The sequence below is a fragment of the Sulfitobacter sp. R86518 genome (assembly GCF_042466275.1).
GTDB classification, from domain to species: domain Bacteria; phylum Pseudomonadota; class Alphaproteobacteria; order Rhodobacterales; family Rhodobacteraceae; genus Sulfitobacter; species Sulfitobacter pontiacus.
Genome location: NZ_JAXHCA010000005.1, coordinates 1,827,873 through 1,846,874 on the forward strand (window position 1 = coordinate 1,827,873; position 19,002 = coordinate 1,846,874).

18 protein-coding genes and 1 pseudogene are annotated in these 19,002 nt (G+C 62.4%); 5 read left to right on the forward strand and 14 right to left on the reverse strand.

The genetic code is table 11. The features are described from left to right. Positions 1 to 5 precede the first annotated feature (5 nt). The 12 genes and pseudogenes from SJY36_RS09860 to SJY36_RS09915 form a co-directional block, all read right to left on the reverse strand. On the reverse strand, positions 6 to 611 hold the full coding sequence (locus SJY36_RS09860; RefSeq protein ID WP_037944466.1) for an NADH-quinone oxidoreductase subunit C: 606 nt from the start codon (positions 609 to 611) through the stop codon (positions 6 to 8). Between the two features lie 9 nt (positions 612 to 620). Further along, positions 621 to 1,157, reverse strand: coding sequence for an NADH-quinone oxidoreductase subunit B family protein (locus tag SJY36_RS09865; RefSeq protein ID WP_005853998.1), 537 nt, complete (start codon positions 1,155 to 1,157; stop codon positions 621 to 623). Then, on the reverse strand, positions 1,148 to 1,513 hold the full coding sequence (locus SJY36_RS09870) for an NADH-quinone oxidoreductase subunit A (protein WP_005854000.1): 366 nt from the start codon (positions 1,511 to 1,513) through the stop codon (positions 1,148 to 1,150). The genes SJY36_RS09865 and SJY36_RS09870 overlap by 10 nt, the downstream gene beginning before the upstream one ends. Positions 1,514 to 1,683: 170 nt before the next feature. Beyond that, positions 1,684 to 2,583, reverse strand: a complete 900-nt coding sequence (locus SJY36_RS09875; RefSeq protein ID WP_386174667.1) for an NAD-dependent epimerase/dehydratase family protein — start codon at positions 2,581 to 2,583, stop codon at positions 1,684 to 1,686. Positions 2,584 to 2,639: 56 nt separating this feature from the next. After that, entirely contained in the window at positions 2,640 to 3,425 is a 786-nt protein-coding gene (locus SJY36_RS09880) for a crotonase/enoyl-CoA hydratase family protein (RefSeq protein WP_386174670.1), read from the reverse strand. Then, a complete protein-coding gene (locus SJY36_RS09885; protein WP_037944468.1) occupies positions 3,425 to 4,282 on the reverse strand; it encodes a hydroxymethylglutaryl-CoA lyase in 858 nt (285 codons plus the stop codon). Before SJY36_RS09885 ends, SJY36_RS09880 begins: the two co-directional genes overlap by 1 nt. Before the next feature lie 53 nt (positions 4,283 to 4,335). Next, positions 4,336 to 5,001, reverse strand: coding sequence for a glutathione S-transferase family protein (locus tag SJY36_RS09890; protein ID WP_005854006.1), 666 nt, complete (start codon positions 4,999 to 5,001; stop codon positions 4,336 to 4,338). An 11-nt stretch (positions 5,002 to 5,012) separates the two neighbouring features. Then, the gene (locus SJY36_RS09895; protein ID WP_386174674.1) at positions 5,013 to 6,947 is read right to left on the reverse strand and encodes an acetyl/propionyl/methylcrotonyl-CoA carboxylase subunit alpha; all 1,935 of its coding nucleotides are present in this window, start codon (positions 6,945 to 6,947) and stop codon (positions 5,013 to 5,015) included. A gap of 126 nt (positions 6,948 to 7,073) precedes the next feature. Beyond that, on the reverse strand, positions 7,074 to 8,678 hold the full coding sequence (locus SJY36_RS09900) for a carboxyl transferase domain-containing protein (protein WP_386174677.1): 1,605 nt from the start codon (positions 8,676 to 8,678) through the stop codon (positions 7,074 to 7,076). A 52-nt stretch (positions 8,679 to 8,730) separates the two neighbouring features. Then, a complete protein-coding gene (locus SJY36_RS09905) occupies positions 8,731 to 10,254 on the reverse strand; it encodes an AMP-binding protein (RefSeq protein ID WP_386174679.1) in 1,524 nt (507 codons plus the stop codon). Further along, positions 10,254 to 10,745: a lysozyme inhibitor LprI family protein gene (locus tag SJY36_RS09910; RefSeq protein ID WP_386174682.1), complete on the reverse strand. Its 492-nt coding sequence runs from the start codon at positions 10,743 to 10,745 to the stop codon at positions 10,254 to 10,256. The genes SJY36_RS09905 and SJY36_RS09910 overlap by 1 nt, the downstream gene beginning before the upstream one ends. Further along, positions 10,742 to 11,906, reverse strand: a pseudogene (locus SJY36_RS09915) (isovaleryl-CoA dehydrogenase). Before SJY36_RS09915 ends, SJY36_RS09910 begins: the two are co-directional and overlap by 4 nt. A gap of 146 nt (positions 11,907 to 12,052) precedes the next feature. Here SJY36_RS09915 and SJY36_RS09920 point away from each other — a divergent pair. Both SJY36_RS09920 and SJY36_RS09925 read left to right on the forward strand, forming a co-directional pair. After that, a complete protein-coding gene (locus SJY36_RS09920) occupies positions 12,053 to 12,523 on the forward strand; it encodes a pyridoxamine 5'-phosphate oxidase family protein (protein ID WP_005854017.1) in 471 nt (156 codons plus the stop codon). Between the two features lie 139 nt (positions 12,524 to 12,662). Then, complete coding sequence (locus tag SJY36_RS09925) at positions 12,663 to 13,064, forward strand: VOC family protein (RefSeq protein ID WP_386174685.1); 402 nt, start codon at positions 12,663 to 12,665, stop codon at positions 13,062 to 13,064. Here SJY36_RS09925 and SJY36_RS09930 read toward each other — a convergent pair. Then, positions 13,061 to 14,266: a DegT/DnrJ/EryC1/StrS family aminotransferase gene (locus SJY36_RS09930; protein WP_386174688.1), complete on the reverse strand. Its 1,206-nt coding sequence runs from the start codon at positions 14,264 to 14,266 to the stop codon at positions 13,061 to 13,063. The two genes, SJY36_RS09925 and SJY36_RS09930, sit on opposite strands and share 4 nt — an antisense overlap. A gap of 1 nt (position 14,267) precedes the next feature. Beyond that, positions 14,268 to 14,939: an HAD-IA family hydrolase gene (locus SJY36_RS09935; protein WP_386174690.1), complete on the reverse strand. Its 672-nt coding sequence runs from the start codon at positions 14,937 to 14,939 to the stop codon at positions 14,268 to 14,270. A 118-nt stretch (positions 14,940 to 15,057) separates the two neighbouring features. On the opposite strand from SJY36_RS09935, the gene glmU reads away from it, so the two are divergent. Genes glmU through SJY36_RS09950 form a run of 3 tightly spaced genes read left to right on the forward strand, consistent with a single transcriptional unit; the run spans position 15,058 to position 18,979 of the window. Continuing rightward, on the forward strand, positions 15,058 to 16,410 hold the full coding sequence (gene glmU / locus SJY36_RS09940; RefSeq protein ID WP_386174693.1) for a bifunctional UDP-N-acetylglucosamine diphosphorylase/glucosamine-1-phosphate N-acetyltransferase GlmU: 1,353 nt from the start codon (positions 15,058 to 15,060) through the stop codon (positions 16,408 to 16,410). 2 nt (positions 16,411 to 16,412) lie between these two features. Continuing rightward, positions 16,413 to 18,233 (forward strand): glutamine--fructose-6-phosphate transaminase (isomerizing), encoded by a 1,821-nt coding sequence (gene glmS, locus SJY36_RS09945; RefSeq protein WP_386174695.1) that lies wholly within the window; start codon positions 16,413 to 16,415, stop codon positions 18,231 to 18,233. Next, positions 18,230 to 18,979, forward strand: coding sequence for a DNA alkylation repair protein (locus tag SJY36_RS09950; protein WP_386174698.1), 750 nt, complete (start codon positions 18,230 to 18,232; stop codon positions 18,977 to 18,979). Before glmS ends, SJY36_RS09950 begins: the two co-directional genes overlap by 4 nt. Positions 18,980 to 19,002 lie beyond the last annotated feature (23 nt).

Sequence of the window (19,002 nt, forward strand, 5' to 3'; positions counted from 1 at the left end):
CCCCATTATTTTGCCTCCGGCTTTTCATCGCCCGGCAGAATATATTCAGCCCCTTCCCAAGGCGACATAAAGTCGAACTGGCGATATTCCTGAACGAGGCTCACGGGTTCATAGACCACGCGCTTTTCCGTCTCGTCATAGCGGACTTCGGTATAGCCGGTAGTCGGGAAATCCTTGCGCAGCGGGTAGCCGCGGAACCCGTAGTCGGTCAGCAGGCGACGCAGGTCGGGGTGGCCGGCAAAGATGATGCCGAACATGTCAAAGACCTCGCGTTCGAACCAGTTGGCCGACGGGTGGATATCGACGATCGAGGGGACCATATCCTCTTCGCGCGCGGCGACGCGCAAGCGGATGCGCTGGTTTTGGTACATCGACAGAAAATGATAGACGACATCAAAGCGTTTGGCGCGGCCCGGGTAATCCACCGCGGTGATATCCACCAGCGAGGAGAAACGGCAGGTCGCGTCGCTTTTGATAAATTCCACCAGACCGGGCAGATTGGCCTGGGTGACATCCATGTTCAGCTCGTCAAAGGCGATGTCCCAGCCGAGGATACAGTCGGGGCGTTTTGCTTCGATATACGCGCCAAGTTCGTTCAGTTGTTCTGACATATCAGCCCCTTAGCGAACAATTGTGCCGGTGCGGCGGATTTTGCGCTGCAGCTGCATGATACCATACAGCAACGCCTCTGCCGTGGGCGGGCAGCCGGGCACATAGACATCGACAGGCACGACACGGTCACAGCCGCGCACAACGGAATAGCTGTAGTGGTAATAGCCGCCGCCATTGGCGCAAGACCCCATAGAGATCACATAGCGTGGTTCCGGCATCTGGTCATAGACCTTGCGCAGGGCCGGTGCCATCTTGTTGGTCAGCGTGCCCGCAACAATCATCAGGTCGGACTGACGTGGAGACGCGCGTGGCGCGGTGCCAAAACGCTCCAGATCGTAGCGCGGCATCGAGGTGTGCATCATCTCGACGGCGCAGCAGGCCAGACCAAAAGTCATCCAGTGCAGCGAGCCGGTACGGGCCCAGTTGATGATGTCTTCGGTCGAGGTCAGCAGGAAGCCCTTGTCCTGCAGTTCCTTGTTCAGGTTCTGGGTGGCCACATCGCGGTCCATCCCGGCCACATTGGCCCCGGCGGCTGCTACTGCCATTCCAGTGCTCCCTTTTTCCACTCATATGCAAAGCCGGCGGTCAGCACGGCAAGAAAGACCATCATCGACCAGAAACCGGCCATGCTCACGTCCTGAAAGGCCACGGCCCAGGGGAAGAGGAAAGCGATTTCGAGGTCAAAGATGATGAACAGGATCGACACGAGGTAGAACCGCACGTCAAATTTCATCCGGGCGTCGTCAAAGGCGTTGAACCCGCATTCATAGGCCGACACTTTTTCAGGGTCCGGGTTGCGCACGGCCAGCACGACGGCGGCCAGGATCAAAACAATGCCAAGGACAATCGCCACGGCTAGAAAAAGTAGGATCGGCAGGTATTCCCGCATCATGTCGTCCAAGGGGAAGCTCCTTTTGCGTATGCGACGCGCCACGCGCCCTGTCAGCCAAACGGCACTATTGGCTTTGGTCGGTTTACTCCGCTGTCCGGTCAGGGTCAACCGAGCCCGCCATATTTGCGTCATCCTGTCGTGGGGCGCGGCACACCCTGCCCGCGCCCGCGTGATTGGCGCTATTTTTCCAGCAGATCGCGGCTCTCGCGCCAGCTGTGCTGCGGCGCGAACCCCAACAGGTCACGCGACTTTTCGATGCTGTAGAATGTCTCGAACTGGCCCATATCGCGGGTCTGGCGCACGTCTTTATAGTAGCGATCAATCAAGTCAGAGGTTTGTGCGGCGACAGAGGTGTCGGCGTTGGCCACATTGAACACCTCGTAGCCTAAGCCGTCCACATCAAGACAGCGCTGCACCAACTGCCCCAGATCGCGGACATCGATATAGGCGAAGATATTGCGCCGCCGTTGATCGGGGTCGTGAATGAAGCCGGGGAAAAGGCTGGCGTATTCATGCGTTTCGATCACGTTGTTGATTCTCAACCCGTAGATATCCGCCCCCGTGCGCGCCTGAAAGCTGCGCGCCGTCGCCTCGTTGCAGACCTTGGACATGGCATAGCTGTCTTCGGGCACGGTCGGATGCTCTTCATCGACGGGGATATAGTCGGGCTTACGCTCCCCCTGGGCAAAGCAGATGCCATAGGTCGTCTCGGATGAGGCAAAGATGATCTTGGGCACCCCCGCCTTCACGGCAGCATCAATGACATGATAGGTGCCAAGCGTATTTACCCGAAACACCTCTGTATCCGACGTGATCAGGATGCGCGGCACGGCGGCGAAATGCACAATGGCGTCAAACCCCTGCACGCCGGTGCCCTCATCCAGTTCGCCCAGATTCATCAGACTATGCATCACATCATGCATCTGGCCCGCATCGGTGATATCGGCAATGCGGTTGTCAACGCCGGGGTGATCCAGCGGCTGCTGGTCCACGTTCAACACCTGATGCCCCTGATCCATCAGATAGGGGATCACATGCCGCCCCGCCTTGCCGCTGCCGCCGGTGAATAGAATACGCATGGGGGCCCCTCTCGCCGTTGATGTCGTGGCAAAGCCTAGAGCCTTGCCGCCCCGCTTCAACCCGTAACCCAGGCCGCCTTGCGCTTGTCGAAGAAGGCACCGATTCCCTCGGCCGCCTCTTCGGTTTCCCAGCGGTCGGCCAATGCGGCGATGGTATGGTCCACGACCTGCGCGTCGATCCGCGGTCCCAGATCCCGCGCAAGCTGTTTCGCCGCAGCCACGGCCCCCGGCGCACAGGACAGATAGGGCACGACCTCGGCCTCGATCGCAGCGTCCAGCGCATCTGCCGGCACGGCACGGGCCAGCAACCCCAGATCGACCGCCTCTGCCGCGTCAAACAAACGGGCCGACATGAACACTCGCCGCACGCGCCCCTCGCCCATGCGGGCCAGCACATAGGGGCCGATGGTGGCCGGAATGATCCCCAGCCGCGTCTCGGTGAATCCCATCTTCAACGTATCAACCCCGATCGCCACGTCACAGACCGAGGCCATGCCGACACCGCCACCAAAGGCGTTGCCCTGCACCCGCCCGATCAAGGGCTTGGGCAGCGTGTTCAGCGCGCCCAGCATCGTGGCCAGCTTGCCTGCCTCGGCCGATCGTGTCGGCCCATCCATATCGCGCTGCGCCTGCATCCAGCCCAGATCACCGCCCGCGCAAAAGCTTTTGCCCGCGCCGGTCAGCACCACGACCCGCACAGCATCATCAGCGGCCAAGGCGGCGGCGGCCCCGGTCAGCTCCGCGATCATCTGCGCGGACATGGCGTTGTGCTTTTCCTCGCGCGCCAACGTCAAGGTCGCGACCCCGCGCGCGTCGGTCTCTAGCTTCAGTGTCTCGTACATCATCCTGCCCTCATCCGCCGCGCCATCTCGGCGGCTTCCTCGATCACCGCCTGATCCAACCCGGTGTCATAGCCAAGCGCCATCAGATGCGCGTTGACCTTTTCCGTAGCAACATTGCCCGCAGCCCCCGGCGCATAGGGGCACCCCCCCAAACCGCCGACGGCGGCATCGAACACCCGCACGCCCATGGACAGGGATGCATCGATATTGTCCATCGCCCGCCCGTTGGTGTCATGGTAATGCCCGGCCAAACGCCCCACAGGCACCACATCGCGCACAGCCAGCAACATGCGCGCAATCGTATCCGGCGTGCCCGCCCCGATGGTGTCGCCAAGCGAGACCTCATAGCAGCCCATAGAGAAAAGACGATCCGCCACTTCCGCCACCTTGGATGGCGCGACCGCCCCGTCATAGGGGCATTCCACCACACACGAGACATAGCCCCGCACCGGCATATCCACATGGCGGGCCTGCTCCAGGATCGGGGCGAAACGCTCGAACGCCTCCTCAATGCTGGCGTTGATATTTTTCTGGCTGAACCCCTCGCTGGCCGAGGCGAAGACCGCGATCTCTCCCGCTTTGGCCGCGACCGCATCCTCGTAGCCCCGCATATTCGGCGTCAACGCGGCATAACGCACCCCCTCGACCCGAGCAATCCCGCCCAGAACCTCACCCGATCCGGCCATCTGCGGCACCCATTTGGGGCTGACAAAGCTCGCCACCTCGATCCGGGAAAACCCCGCACGGCTCAGCAGGTCGACCAGCGCGATCTTCTCCGACACCGGAATTTCGCGCGCCTCGTTTTGCAGCCCGTCCCGTGGACCGACCTCGAATATCTCGCAGACCCCTTTATCCATAACGCCCACTCCCCTTCATTTTGCCAAATAAACTCACCTGCGTGACGGTAGCATCACTCGACCGGCCACGGGTCATAAAATGTCCGGTCAAACAACGGCACGTCTTTGGGCAGCGATAGCTGGAACGCCTCGCGGTCGGTGATGCGCGCATACCAGGCCGCCACATTGGGGTGATTGTCGAGCTTGGCGAAATGCTGCGCCATATAGACCGCCTGCCCCACGTTCACATCCGCCGCGGTGAAACCGCTCATCAACAGATAATCCTGTGACAGTATCCCGCCGCCCAATCGCGCCTCGATCGCGTCGTAACACTTCATCAAACGCGCGGCTTCCAGCTTCATCACGATGGGGCTGCGCATGGAATCATCGCGCAGCGCCACATGCTGCTGGGTCAGCGCGGCACAGTGCTGCGATACCGTCTCGGCAAAGTGGATCCACACCAACCACGCCATGCGATCCGGTGCCCCCGGCATCCGCCCCAAACGGTCGGGGCTGAACCGTTCGCAAAGATATTCCGCGATGGCACCCGTCTCGAACATGCGCTCCCCGTCGATCTCGAGCGAGGGCACACGCCCCGCCGGCGAAATTGCCAGATAGCCCGGATCACGCAAGGATTTGTCGAAGGCGTGGATCGACACCTCAAAGGGCACCTCCAGCTCGTGCAGCAACCAAAGGGTGCGCATGGAACGGGTCTGTTCGACGTGGTGCAGGGTAATCATGGTGCGGTCTCCTATGCCTCGGGCTCTAGCCGCACCAGTGCTACACCCGCCTCGACCTGATCACCAGCCTGCGCCAGAACCTCGGCGACCACGCCATCGCGCGCGGCAAGCAGGCTGTGCTCCATCTTCATGGCTTCCAGCACCGCAAGGCGGTCGCCCTTGGTCACCGTCTGGCCGACCTTGGCATCCACGACACGCACCAGTCCGGGCATCGGGGCCTCGATCAGGTTGCCGTCACCGTGACCACCCGCGGCACGGGCCAGCGGGTCGATAACGTCAAACACCAGCCCATAGCCGTCAAATACCGTTACGCGCCCCTCGGCGACGGATACAGCCGCTGCCTGTTGCCCGCCCACGGACCAGCGCCCGCCGATGCGCTGCGCCACCACCTCTGTCCCGTCCACGGTCCAGATCTGGTGATCCGCCGAGACGACCTGCACCTGCAGCAGATGATCCTCTCCGCCCCAGGTCAATCCGACCGCGCGGCGCAGCGGCTGCCAAAGCGTAAATCCCGCGCCCTCGGCCGGATCCAGCAACGACAGTGCCGCCATCCCGGCAAGCGCCGCATGGCGCGGCTCCACCTCTGGCGCTTGGGTCAAATCATCAATGTCACGGGCGATCAGCCCGGTATCCACATCCCCCGCGGCAAACCCTTCATGCGCCGCCAAAGCGCCCAGAAACGCAAGGTTCGTGACCGTCCCCGCCACCTCGCAGCCGGTCAGCGCCGCGCGTAGGCGCGACAGGGCAATCTCGCGCGTGTCGCCATGCACGATCACCTTGGCAATCATCGGATCATAAAACGGGCTGATCGTATCGCCGGCGCGCACACCGCTGTCGGCACGGCAGGCGGGCGTGAACTGCAAATGTGTCAAGGTGCCCGTGGCGGGCAGGAAGCCCTTGGGCACATCCTCCGCATAAAGCCGCGCCTCAAACGCATGTCCGTGGATCGACAATTCGTCCTGGCGCAGGGGCAGCCCCTCGCCCGCCGCCACGCGCAACTGCCAGGCCACCAGATCAACGCCGGTAATCGCCTCGGTCACGGGATGTTCCACCTGCAAACGGGTGTTCATTTCCATGAAAAAGAAGCCGTCCGTCTGCAACCCGCCAGAGCCGTCGACGATGAATTCAATCGTGCCCGCCCCGGCATAGCCGATCGCCTCGGCTGCTGTGACCGCCGCCTGCCCCATCGCTTCGCGCATTTCGGGCGTCATGCCGGGGGCCGGAGCCTCCTCGATCACCTTCTGGTGGCGCCGCTGAAGCGAGCAATCGCGTTCAAACAGATGCACGGCCTTTTTGCCGTCGCCAAAGACCTGCACCTCGATATGGCGCGGTTTGGTGACGAATTTCTCTACCAGCACATCGGCGTTGCCAAAGGCTGTCTTGGCCTCGGAGCGCGCGCTCTCCAGCGCGGCCTGAAAACCGTCCGCCGCCTCTACCAGCCGCATGCCTTTGCCGCCTCCACCGGCGACGGCCTTGATCAACACCGGATAGCCGATCTTATCCGCCTCTGCCGCCAGCAGCGCGTCATCCTGATCGGCCCCGTGATACCCCGGCACAACCGGCACGCCCGCCTCGACCATCAAGGCCTTGGCAGCATCTTTAAGCCCCATCGCACGGATCGCCTTGGCCGACGGGCCGATAAAGACCAGCCCCGCCGCCTCTACCGCATCCACGAAATCGGGGTTCTCGGACAAAAAGCCATAGCCCGGATGGATCGCCTGCGCGCCCGTATCCAGTGCCGCCTGAATGATCACCTCGCCGCGCAGATAGCTATCGGCAGGGGCCGACCCGCCGATATGCACCGCCGTATCCGCCATCGCCACATGGTTCGCCGCGCGGTCCGCGTCGGAATAGACCGCCACGCAGCGCACCCCCATGGCCTGCGCTGTCTCCATCACGCGGCAAGCAATCTCGCCCCGGTTCGCAATCAGGATCGTATCAAACATCACGCAGTTCCCTCACATCCATCTTATCTTCATTTTGCCCCTTAAACTCCGGGGGTCCCGGGGGCTGGCCCCCGGCTTAATTAAAAACTTGGGCTGGCCCCCGGCCGCATAAAGGCCCACCGCAGCCTACATCCGGAACACACCAAACTTCGTATCCTCGATCGGTGCGTTCAAACTGGCGCGTAGCGACAGGGACAGCACCTCGCGGCTGTGGCGCGGGTCGATCACACCATCATCCCAAAGCCGCGCGGTGGCATAAAGCGGATGCGACTGTTCTTCGAACATATCAATCGTGGGCTGCTTGAAGGCAGTCTCTTCTTCCTCGGTCCAGCTGTCGCCCGCGCGTTCGATCGCATCCCGTTTGACGGTCGCCAGAACGCCCGCCGCCTGCGCACCGCCCATGACCGAAATGCGCGAGTTCGGCCATGTCCACATGAAGCGCGGGGAATAGGCGCGGCCCGCCATACCATAGTTACCAGCCCCGAACGACCCGCCCACCAGCATGGTGATCTTGGGCACATTGGTCGAGGCGACAGCCGTCACCATCTTGGCCCCGTGCCGCGCGATGCCTTCGTTCTCGTATTTGCGGCCGACCATGAAGCCGGTGATGTTTTGCAAGAACACCAGCGGGATCTTGCGCTGCGAACACAGTTCGACGAAATGCGCGCCTTTCTGGGCGGATTCCGAGAACAAGACGCCATTGTTGGCAATGATACCGACGGGGCAGCCTTTCACATGGGCGAAACCGCAGACCAGCGTCTCGCCAAAGCGCGCCTTGAATTCGTCGAAGCGGCTGCCATCGACCATCCGCATGATGACTTCGCGGATGTCATAGGGCGTGCGCAGATCGGCGGGGACAACGCCCAGCATCTCGGCCGGATCATAGGCAGGGTCTTCGGCCGGTTGCCACTGCACATTCATCGGGGCCGCGCGGTTCAGCCCGGCCACGGCGCGTCGTGCCAAGGCCAGCGCGTGGGCGTCATCCTCGGCCAGATAGTCGGCAACACCTGACAGACGGGTATGCACATCGCCGCCGCCCAGATCCTCGGCGCTGACCACCTCGCCCGTCGCGGCCTTGACCAGCGGCGGACCGGCCAAAAAGATTGTGCCCTGCTCTTTCACGATGATCGACACATCCGACATCGCGGGCACATAGGCCCCGCCCGCGGTGCACGACCCCATGACCACAGCGATCTGAGGGATGCCCTTGCCGCTCATCCGCGCCTGATTATAGAAAATCCGGCCAAAGTGGTCACGGTCGGGAAAGACCTCGTCCTGATTGGGCAGGTTCGCGCCGCCGCTGTCTACCAGATAGATACATGGCAGATGGTTTTCCTCGGCGATCTCTTGGGCGCGCAGGTGTTTTTTGACGCTCATCGGGAAATAGGTGCCGCCCTTCACCGTGGCGTCGTTGCACACGATCATGCAGTCGATGCCCTGCACCTTGCCGACCCCCGCGATCACGCCCGCCGCTGGGGCCGCCCCACCATAAAGCCCATGTGCCGCCAGCGCACCGACCTCAAGGAAGGGCGAACCGGGGTCGAGCAGATTGGCCACCCGTTCGCGGGGCAACATCTTGCCGCGGCTCACGTGGCGCGCGCGAGATTTCTCGCCGCCGCCCAGTTCCGCCGCATCCGCCGCTTCGCGGATGGTTTGCAGGGCAGCCAGATGCGCGGCCTCGTTCGCCTTGAAGCTTTCGGACGAGGGCAAGGCTTGCGAAATCAGCTTCATGTCGGTCTCCTTGATCGGATGGAATGGGGGGACGTCACAGGGGGGTATTGCATCACGCAGCCCCTTCGGCAGCGGCGCGGGCTTTCAGCGCGCGGCGGATCACCTTGCCTGTGACGGTCATCGGCAAGGCATCCAGAAAGGCCACCTCGCGCGGGTAAGAATAGCTGGCAAGGCGGGTTTTCACCCAGTCTTGCAGGGTCTGCTCATCGACAGTCGCACCGGATTTGCGCACGACATAGGCTTTGACGATCTCTGTCCGCAGCGGGTCGGGCTTGCCCACCACACCGCAGGTTGCCACATCGGGATGGGTCAGCAGGCAATCCTCGATCTCTGCCGGACCGATGCGATAGCCGCTTGAGGTGATCACATCATCCTCGCGCCCAATAAAGCGCAGGTATTCACCGTCGAACACGCCTCGATCACCTGTCAGCATCCAGTCACCCCGGAATTTTTGTGCTGTCTCGTCGGGGCGCTGCCAATAGCCAAGCATCATCGCGGCTGATCCCTTGCGGATGGCGACATCGCCTTCGTCTGCCGTCGGCGCACCGGTATCATCCAGTACGGAGACTTCATGGCCCGGCACAGGTTTACCGATGCAACCGGGGCGCGGCGGGAACCGGCTGCCCGCGCTGGTGGCGACCATATTACATTCGGTCTGCCCGTAGAATTCGTTGATACTCAGGCCAAAGGCTTGCTGCCCCCATGCCAGCATCTCGGCCCCCAAAGGCTCCCCACCCGATGCGACAGAGCGTAGCCGCGCGATTGTGGCGCCCTCGGCCTTGAGCATCCGCAGCGCGGTCGGGGGGAAGAACACGTTGCGCACATCGCCCTCGCGGAGGATGCGCGCACAGGCGTCGGACGAGAATTTCGCCAAGCGTGCCGCGACAACGGGCACGCCAAGCGCCAGCGCGGGCATTGCCACATCGAACAGCCCGCCGATCCACGCCCAATCCGCAGGCGTCCAGAGGCAATCGCCGTCCTGCCCCAGCACATCATGGCTGAGCGAGACGCCGGGCAGATGGCGCGTCAGCACCCGATGGCCGTGCAGCGCACCCTTGGGCGACCCCGTCGTGCCCGAGGTATAGATCAGCACCGCCGGATCGTCAGGGCCGGTGTCGGCAAAGGCGACAGGATCCCCCGCCACGCCGACGCTATCTGCCATCAAGGGCGTCGCTAGCCCCCCCAGCAGATCACGTCCTTCGGGATCGGTCAGCACCAGCGTCACGCCTGCATCACGCACCCGCGACGCGAGGGCATCATACTTGAAGAGTTTGAACAAAGGCACTGAAATCGCGCCGATTTTCCAGATCGCCAGATGGGCCGCAGCACACCACGGGCTTTGCCCCAGCAGCACGCCCACACGGTCACCTGCCTGCACCCGCTGCGCCAAGGCGCGTGCCAATCCGTCGACCATATCGGACAGGGTGCCAAAGCTGACATCGCGTCGCGCGTCGCCTGTCAGATCAATGATCGCGAGCCGCGCGGGATCATGGGACAGACATTGCGCCGCCATGTTCAGCCGCGCCGGAATCTCCCACGCGCCCGTTGCGTCCAGACCTGGCAGGACGTCAGCCATCAGCCTTCCCACACGTCCAGCGACAAAGCCTGACGCGCGGTCTGTTGCATCAGACAGTTAATCGCCGCAGGTCCGCGCCCTGTGCCCCCCTGCCAAAGCGAGGCTTCGTAGGTGCACGCCTTATCGCGGAACACGATCCACGCCCGCTGCATCTCGCGCAGGGCATCCGCCACGCCGGGGCTTCCCTCGAGCCCCGGGATCGCATCGGCATCCATCCGTTTGGCCTGCACCATCACCGCGGCGTAATTATCGTTCAACCGCTGGTCCCAGAATTGCAGCTCACGGTCCAGACACCCGCCCATACCATAGGTGCTGCTCCCGCCCGGAGAATCCTCCATGCACTGGTTCGCAGAGACACCGACGCAGGCCATCTCGGCGGCAAAACCATCGGCGTCGGCGAGGCAAATCTCTGTGCCGCGATCGGTATATTGCAGATCCTGCGCGGCAAGCGGTGAGGCGCAGAGCATCAGGGCAAGGGCCAGAGGTTTCACGCCATCGCTCCCATCATCTCGCGGCCCACCAGCATCCGGCGGATTTCAGAAGGTGCCTGCCCCGATCTCCATCAGCTTGGCATCGCGGAAGATGCGCCCCACGGGGTTGTCCGACAGGTAGCCCGCCCCGCCCATGGCCTGCACCGCCTGATGCGCCTGTTTCATCGCCTCTTCGCTGGCATAAAGGCAGCAGGCGGCGGCATCCGCACGGGTGACATCACCGCGATCACAGGCCTTGGCGACCTCGTAAACATAGGCGCGGGCCGAATTCATCGCGGTGTACATATCCGCCATCTTGCCCTGCATCAGCTGGAAGTTCCCGATGGGCTGCCCGAATTGTTTACGCTCGACCATATAGGGCATGATCTCGTCCAGACAGGCGGCCATGATTCCCAGACCGATCCCCGCCAGCACCACGCGCTCGTAATCAAGCCCCGACATCAGCACCGCCACGCCGCGCCCCTCTTCCCCTAGGACGTTTTCAAACGGGACTTCGACATCGTCAAAGATCAGCTCTGCCGTGTTGGACCCGCGCATGCCCAGCTTGTCGAAATGCGGGCTGGTGGTGAAGCCTTTCATGGATTTCTCGATCAGGAAGGCGGTGATGCCTTTCGATCCGGCATCGGGGTCGGTCTTGGCATAGACCACCAGCGTGTCGGCGTCAGGGCCGTTGGTGATCCAGTATTTGTTGCCCGACAGGCGGTAGTGATCGTTGCGCTTTTCGGCGCGCAGTTTCATCGACACCACGTCGCTGCCCGCAGAGGGTTCGGACATCGCCAGCGCGCCCACATGTTGACCCGAGCACAGGCCCGGCAGGAATTTCGCCTTCTGCTCGGGGCTGCCGTTGAGACGGATCTGGTTGACGCAGAGGTTCGAATGCGCCCCGTATGACAGCGAGACCGAGGCCGAAGCGCGCGCGATTTCTTCGACCGCGACCGTGTGTGCGACATAGCCCATGCCCGAGCCGCCGAATTCTTCCTCGACCGTCATGCCCAGCAGACCAAGGCTGCCCATCTCTTCCCAGAGCGCGGGCGGGAATTCGTTCTTGGTGTCGATCTCGGCGGCCATCGGCTTGACCCGCTCCTGCGCCCAACGGTGCACCATATCGCGCATCTCGTTCACGTCGTCGCCCAGATCGAATTTCATGGTGGTGTTGAACATAGACCCCTCCCCCGAGTTTATTGAACAGTTGTTCATTACACTACACTTCTCGCGGATTCGGTCAAGCAAATGTCGCAGGCTGCGCGGAACTGCACCCGCGCCGCCGATGTTACCCCCGTGACACAGGATAGAAAGGACGCCCCGATATGAGCACGTCATTGAAGAAAGAATTCTGGGACCGCGTAGACGACACCCGCATCGGCATGCTGGCCACCGATACCGCCCGCGCCATCCCCATGAGCCACTATGCCGACCACGACGCCAACTGCCTTTGGTTCATCACCGCACGGGACACCGATCTGGCGAAATCCGCCCAAACCGGTGCTGCGGCCGAATATCTGGTGACCAGCAAGGACGAACACCTATACGCCCGGATCGACGGCACCGTTCAGGCTGTGACCGACCCTGCCAAACTGGACGAGTTGTGGAACGCCTTTGCCGCCGCGTGGTTCAAGGACGGACGCAAGGATGACGACGTGCAACTTGTGCGCATGGACCTCAAACAGGCGGAGGTCTGGCTGACTGGCGGCAGCCTGTCCTTCCTTTACGAAATCGCCAAAGCCAATGTGACCAAACAGGTTCCGGATGCGGGCGAACATGGCACGATCAGGTTCTGAACGGCGGACACTTCACTATTCACATCAAGGGCGGGCCGTTGTGTCTGCCCTTTTCGCGATGCCATGCTAGGGTGCTGCAGAACACCGGCGGGCTTTGCACCAGACCCGGCCCGATACAGCCACGAACGGATGAATTGATATGAAAATCTATGTGACCAGCATCTTCGTTGACGACCAAGACAAGGCCCAGAAGTTCTACTGCGACAAGCTGGGATTTGAGGTAAAGAACGATATCCCCCTCGGGACGCACCGCTGGCTCACCGTGGTATCGCCCGACCAGCCCGACGGAACAGAGCTTTTGCTAGAGCCCAGCGATCACCGCGCCGTCGGCCCCTACAAACAGGCGCTGGTGGAAGACGGGATCGCAGCCCATTCCTTTCAGGTTGAGGATCTGGATGCCGAAGTCAAACGGCTGACCGACAGCGGTGTCGTCTTCACCCAAGACCCTATTGATGCCGGCCCCGTCCGCATGGCGGTGCTGGATGACACCTGCGGGAACCTCATCCAGTTGATCCAGATGGCGCCTCCCGGCGCGGCTTAGCCCTGCTGGAAAACCGCCGAGACTTCCGCGCGAATGATCCGTGCGATCAGCGCGCAGTCATCCAACGAGAATGTCAGCGGGACGCGCATGTCGATGATACTGGCGAGCACCGCATCGCTGGCGGGCAGCGCAGAGGGTTCGGCATAGCGCCATGAATCGTAGCGGCTGGTAAAGCCCACAGGCTCCGCCCCGCCGAACCACTTAAGCTCCACCCCGCGGGCGGCGCAACGGGTCAGCACTGATGCAATGGCCTCGGGGGCCCAACCAGACAGCAGGAACTGGAACGACGATCCGACAAAGCGTTCCACCGCGGGGCGGTTGATGAGGGTCAGGCCGGGCGTGTCGCGCAAGCCGTCCTGAACCACATGATACCGCGCATTCCACCCGTCGATCTGTGCCTCAAGCCGCTTGAGCTGCGGCCGCAGGATCGCCGCGCGCAGGTTATCCATCCGGCCAGAGATATTCGGCGTGTCGTATTTTACCGTCTCGAAGGCTTCGGGCGGCGGCCCCGCCAGATGCCGGTCGTAAAGCATATAGGACCCTGAGAGCATGATCGCCCGCGCCGCAAGTGCGGCATCATCGGTGACCAGCAGCCCGCCCTCGCCCGCGTTGACGTGTTTATAGGTCTGGCAGGAATAGCACCCCACCGCCCCATGCCGCCCCGAGGGTACGCCGTTCCAGCTTGCCCCCATGGTATGGGCGCAATCCTCTACCACGGTGACACCGGCGGCATCACAAAGCGCCATCAACCGGTCCATATCGCAGATATGCCCGCGCATATGGCTTAGCAGCAGCACCCGCGCCTGATCCAGCTTGGCGGCCAGATCGTCCAGATCGATCACCAGCCCTTGGGTGACATCGACAAAGACCGGCGTGGCCCCGACCGCGGCAATCGCGCCGGGCACGGGGGCCAGCGTGAAAGCGTTGGACAGCACCTGATCCCCCGGCTTGACGCCAACAGCCCGCAAGGCGGTCGCGATGGCATAGCCGCCCGAGGCCACGGCAAGGCAGTAGTGCGCGCCCACCATCGCGGCGAACTCCTGCTCTAGCAGCGCGGCCTCGGCGGTTTCGCCGGGCGCGGTGTTATAGCGGTGCAACCGCCCGTGGCGCATCACGGCGACGGCGGCGTCGATGGCTTCCTCGGGGATCGGTTCTTGCTGGGTGAAGCTGCCGGCGAACACCTCTGCCGTGTCAGATGCCATGTCAGACAGCACCGATCAGACGGGTGACGATGTCGGGCAGATCGTCATAGTGGTCCAACAGGGCTTCGGGGCCAAGTGCCGCCATATCATCGCCCGAGGGACCGAAGGAGACCAACACGCAAGGCACCCCCGCCGCGCGCGCCGTCTCGCGGTCGGTATTGGTATCGCCCACAAGCAAGCACAGCGCGGGGTCGCCCCCGGCACGGCGCGCGGTTTCGAACAGATGCTCCGGATCGGGCTTGCGGATCGCCAGCGTATCGGCCCCCACCATCGCGCCAAAGGCATCGCGCACGCCAAGCTTGGTCAGCAGCGTATGCGCCAGCCCTTCGGGCTTGTTGGTGCAGATCGCCACGCGGTAGCCCGCGGCTTTCAACGCCTCCACCGCCTCCATCGCGCCGGGGTACAGCACGGTATGGGTATCGATCTCGCGGCCATAGGCTTCGAGCAGCATGGGATAGTAGCGGTCGATGATCTCGGCGTCGTCGGCGCGTCCCAAGCGTTCCATGCCCAACCGCAGCATCGCCCGGCCGCCTTTCAGCGCCGTGCCTGCATCGGTTTTGGCATCCAGCACGTCGCCCTCGCCCATGTCGCGGAAACAGGCATTGGCCGCGGCGATCAGGTCTTCGCTGGTGTCCGCGAGCGTCCCGTCGAGGTCGAATACGACTGTTTTCATCGGCATTCCTTTGCTGAATGTGTTGCAGGCGGAAATCTTCTTTGATGACCCCTAGCCTTGCGCAAAATCGCCAACAAGGTAAAGAGAGCAGACATTAAATTGATTAAAGAGATTATACATGGAAGTTGCACTGATCCTTTTGGCCGCAGGCAAAGGTACCCGTATGCAATCGGATCTGCCCAAGGTTCTACATGCGGTCGCCCACGCACCATTGTTAGAGCACGCCATGGCATCAGGTGCAGCGCTGTCGCCTGCCCGCACGGTCGTTGTTGCAGGCCACGGGGCAGATCAGGTCCGCGCCGCTGCGCAGGCTTTTGACGACGAAGCACAGGTCGTCGTGCAAGAGGAACAATTGGGTACCGCCCACGCCGTCGGTCAGGCGCGCGAGGCGCTGGCAGGCTTCGACGGCACGGCTATCGTGCTTTATGGCGATACGCCTTTCGTGCAGACCGAAACGCTTGAAAACATGTGCGCAGCACTTGAGACGAATGATGTCGTCGTGCTGGGCTTTGACGCCGCTGATCCTGCCCGTTATGGCCGGTTGGTGATGCAGGGCGACAGCCTTGACCGCATCGTTGAATACAAAGATGCCACGGATGAAGAACGCTCGATAACCCTTTGTAATAGCGGGGTTGTTGCATGCAAATCCGACCTGCTGTTTGATCTGATTGATGCGGTCGGAAACGACAACGCATCGGAAGAATACTACCTCACCGATATCATCGGCATTGCACGGGAACGCGGGCTGAAAGCCACTGCTGTCACCTGTGACGAGGCCGAGACGATGGGCGTGAACTCCCGCGCGGATCTGGCCGCTGCCGACGCCGCGTTCCAGTCGCGCGCCCGTGCAGCCATGCTTGAGGACGGTATCACGCTGATGGCCCCCGAGACGGTCTATTTCGCCCGTGACACCTATATCGGCCGCGACACGGTGATCGAACCCAATGTGGTCTTTGGCCCCGGCGTGACGATTGAATCCGGTGCCACCATCCGCGCGTTCAGCCACCTTGAAGGCTGCCACGTCGCACGCGGCGGGGTCATCGGCCCCTACGCCCGCCTGCGCCCCGGTGCAGAGCTGTCCGAGGATGTGCGCATCGGCAACTTTGTCGAGGTCAAGAACGCGCAGATCGCCGAAGGGGCCAAGGTGAACCACCTGAGCTATATCGGCGACGCGACCATCGGTGCCAAAGCCAATATCGGCGCGGGCACGATCACCTGCAACTATGACGGCGTGATGAAGCACCACACCCATATCGGGGCCAACGCCTTTATCGGGTCGAACACCATGCTGGTGGCCCCCGTGCATATCGGCGACGGAGCCATGACGGGATCGGGGTCGGTCATCACCTCGGATGTGGAGGCTGACGCATTGGCGCTGGCGCGCGCGCATCAGGTCGAGAAACCGGGCATGGCGCGGAAATTGTTGGAAATGTTAAAGGCCAAGAAGGCCAAACAGCAGAGAGGCAGCTAATCATGTGTGGTATTGTCGGTATCCTTGGCCAACACGAAGTTGCGCCTACCCTTGTCGAAGCCCTGAAACGTCTGGAATATCGCGGCTATGACAGCGCGGGGATTGCGACAATCAACGCGGGCAAGCTGGACCGCCGCCGCGCGGTCGGCAAACTAGTGAACCTGTCGGATCTGCTGGTGCACGAACCGCTCGCCGGGAAGTCGGGCATCGGGCACACCCGTTGGGCGACCCATGGCGCGCCATCGGTCACCAATGCGCACCCGCATCAGGCGGGGCCCGTGGCTGTTGTGCACAATGGCATCATCGAAAACTTCCGCGAGCTGCGCGCCGAACTGTCCAAGGACGGCGTTGAATTCGTGACCGAGACGGACACGGAAACGGTCGTGTTGCTCACCCAGAAATACATGGCCGAAGGGCTGGGCCCTGTAGACGCCGCGACCAAGACCATTGCGCGGCTGCATGGGGCTTTCGCGCTGGCGTTCCTGTTTGACGGTGAAGACGATCTGATGATCGGCGCGCGCAAGGGGGCTCCGCTAGCCGTCGGCTATGGCGACAACGAGATGTATCTGGGCAGCGACGCGATTGCGCTGTCGCCCATGACGGACCGTGTGACCTATCTCGAGGAAGGCGACCGCGCCGTGCTGACCCGCACGTCGGTCAAGATTTACGATGCCAATGATGCCCCTGTTGACCGTGTGGTCAAGAAGATCAGCCTGGATACCACCCGCATCGACAAGGCCGGCCACAAGCATTTTATGGCGAAAGAGATCGCAGAGCAGCCCGCTGTCATTGGCGAGGCCCTGTCGCGCTATCTCACCGCGGACGGAGAGATCATGCTGCCCGATCCGGGGCTCGATTTCACCAAGATCGACCGTATCACCATGGTCGCCTGCGGCACGGCTTTCTACGCCTGCCTGACCGCGAAATACTGGTTCGAACAGATCGCCCGCATGCCGGTCGAGGTCGATGTCGCGTCGGAATTCCGCTATCGTGAACCGCCCATCTCGGACCGGACCATGGCGCTGTTTGTCAGCCAGTCGGGCGAAACCGCCGACACGCTGGCCGCGCTGCGCTATTGCGCGGGCAAGGCCGATCTCATCACTTCGGTGGTCAATGTGACTGAATCCTCCATCGCGCGGGAAAGCAATCTGGCGTTGCCGATCCACGCCGGGGTCGAAGTGGGCGTCGCCTCTACCAAAGCCTTCACCTGCCAGTTGACCGTGTTGTTCCTGATGGTGCTGAAAGCCGCCGTGGACCGCGGCGCGATCACCAAGGAAGAGCTGGCCGATTATGTCTCTGGTCTGCGGTCCATGCCGTCGCTGATCAACACCGCGCTCGAACAAAACGCCGCCCTGCGCGACGAAGCCTACAAGCTTTCCTCGGCCCGTGACGTGTTGTTCCTGGGGCGTGGCGCGATGTTCCCCCTCGCCCTTGAAGGCGCGCTAAAACTGAAAGAAATCAGCTATATACACGCCGAAGCTTATGCGTCAGGAGAACTTAAACACGGCCCGATCGCGCTGATCGACGAAAACGTGCCTGTGGTGGTCATGGCCCCCAATGACACGCTTTTCGACAAGACCGTCAGCAACATGCAAGAGGTCATGGCGCGCAAGGGCAAGGTGATCCTGATCTCGGATCGTGCGGGGCTGGATGAAGCCGCCGAAGGCACGTGGGGGCAGATCGAGATGCCACCCGTCGCCGATGCGCTCGCCCCCATCCTCTATGCGATCCCGGCGCAGTTGCTGGCCTATCACACCGCGATTGCCAAAGGCACCGATGTCGACCAACCGCGCAACCTGGCAAAATCGGTGACTGTGGAATGAGCCTTACCCCCTATATGTCGCAGCTGAACGAACTGGCTGATCCCGCCGCTGTCGAGAAGATGCAGGCCTATCACAAGGTGGATCGCCCCTATCTGGGCGTTGCCAATCCGCAGATCAACGATCTGACCAAAGCGTGGCGGACCGAGCTGTCGCTGACCGACCGGATCGCGCTGGCCGATGCCCTGTGGCAGACGGATATCTTCGAGGCGCGGGTGGCGGCGGCCAAGCTGTTGACCCAGGCCCGCCTGCGTCCGGATGACGAACCCGCGTGGCAGTTGATCCAAAGCTGGGTACCGGACTTCGACAGCTGGGCCATTGCGGATCATGCCTGCATGGCGGCGCAAAAACGGTTGCTGGCAGACCCTCAACGTCTGGATGTGGTCGAGACCTGGACCCAATCGGGCGAACTCTGGTCGAAGCGGGCGGCACTTGTTGCCACCCTGCCCTGGACCAAGCAGAACAACCCCAAGCCCGAAGAGCTGGACGCGCGCGAGCGTATCCTTGGGTGGGCAGCGGGGTATCTGCCGGTCAAGAACGGCATCCTGCAAAAGGCCATCGCGTGGTGGGTCCGCGACCTCAGCCGTCATGACCCCGTGCGCGCCGCCGCCTTTATCGAGGACAACCGCGCCACCCTCAAACCCTATGCGATCAAGGAAGCCGCGCGCCATATGCCGGATTTCCCGCTGGAAGCCGCAGTGACGGCGGACGTGACGGCGGAAGACGAAGCCCCCGCATCAGACAGCTGATCCCTACCGAAAACGGGCGTCCA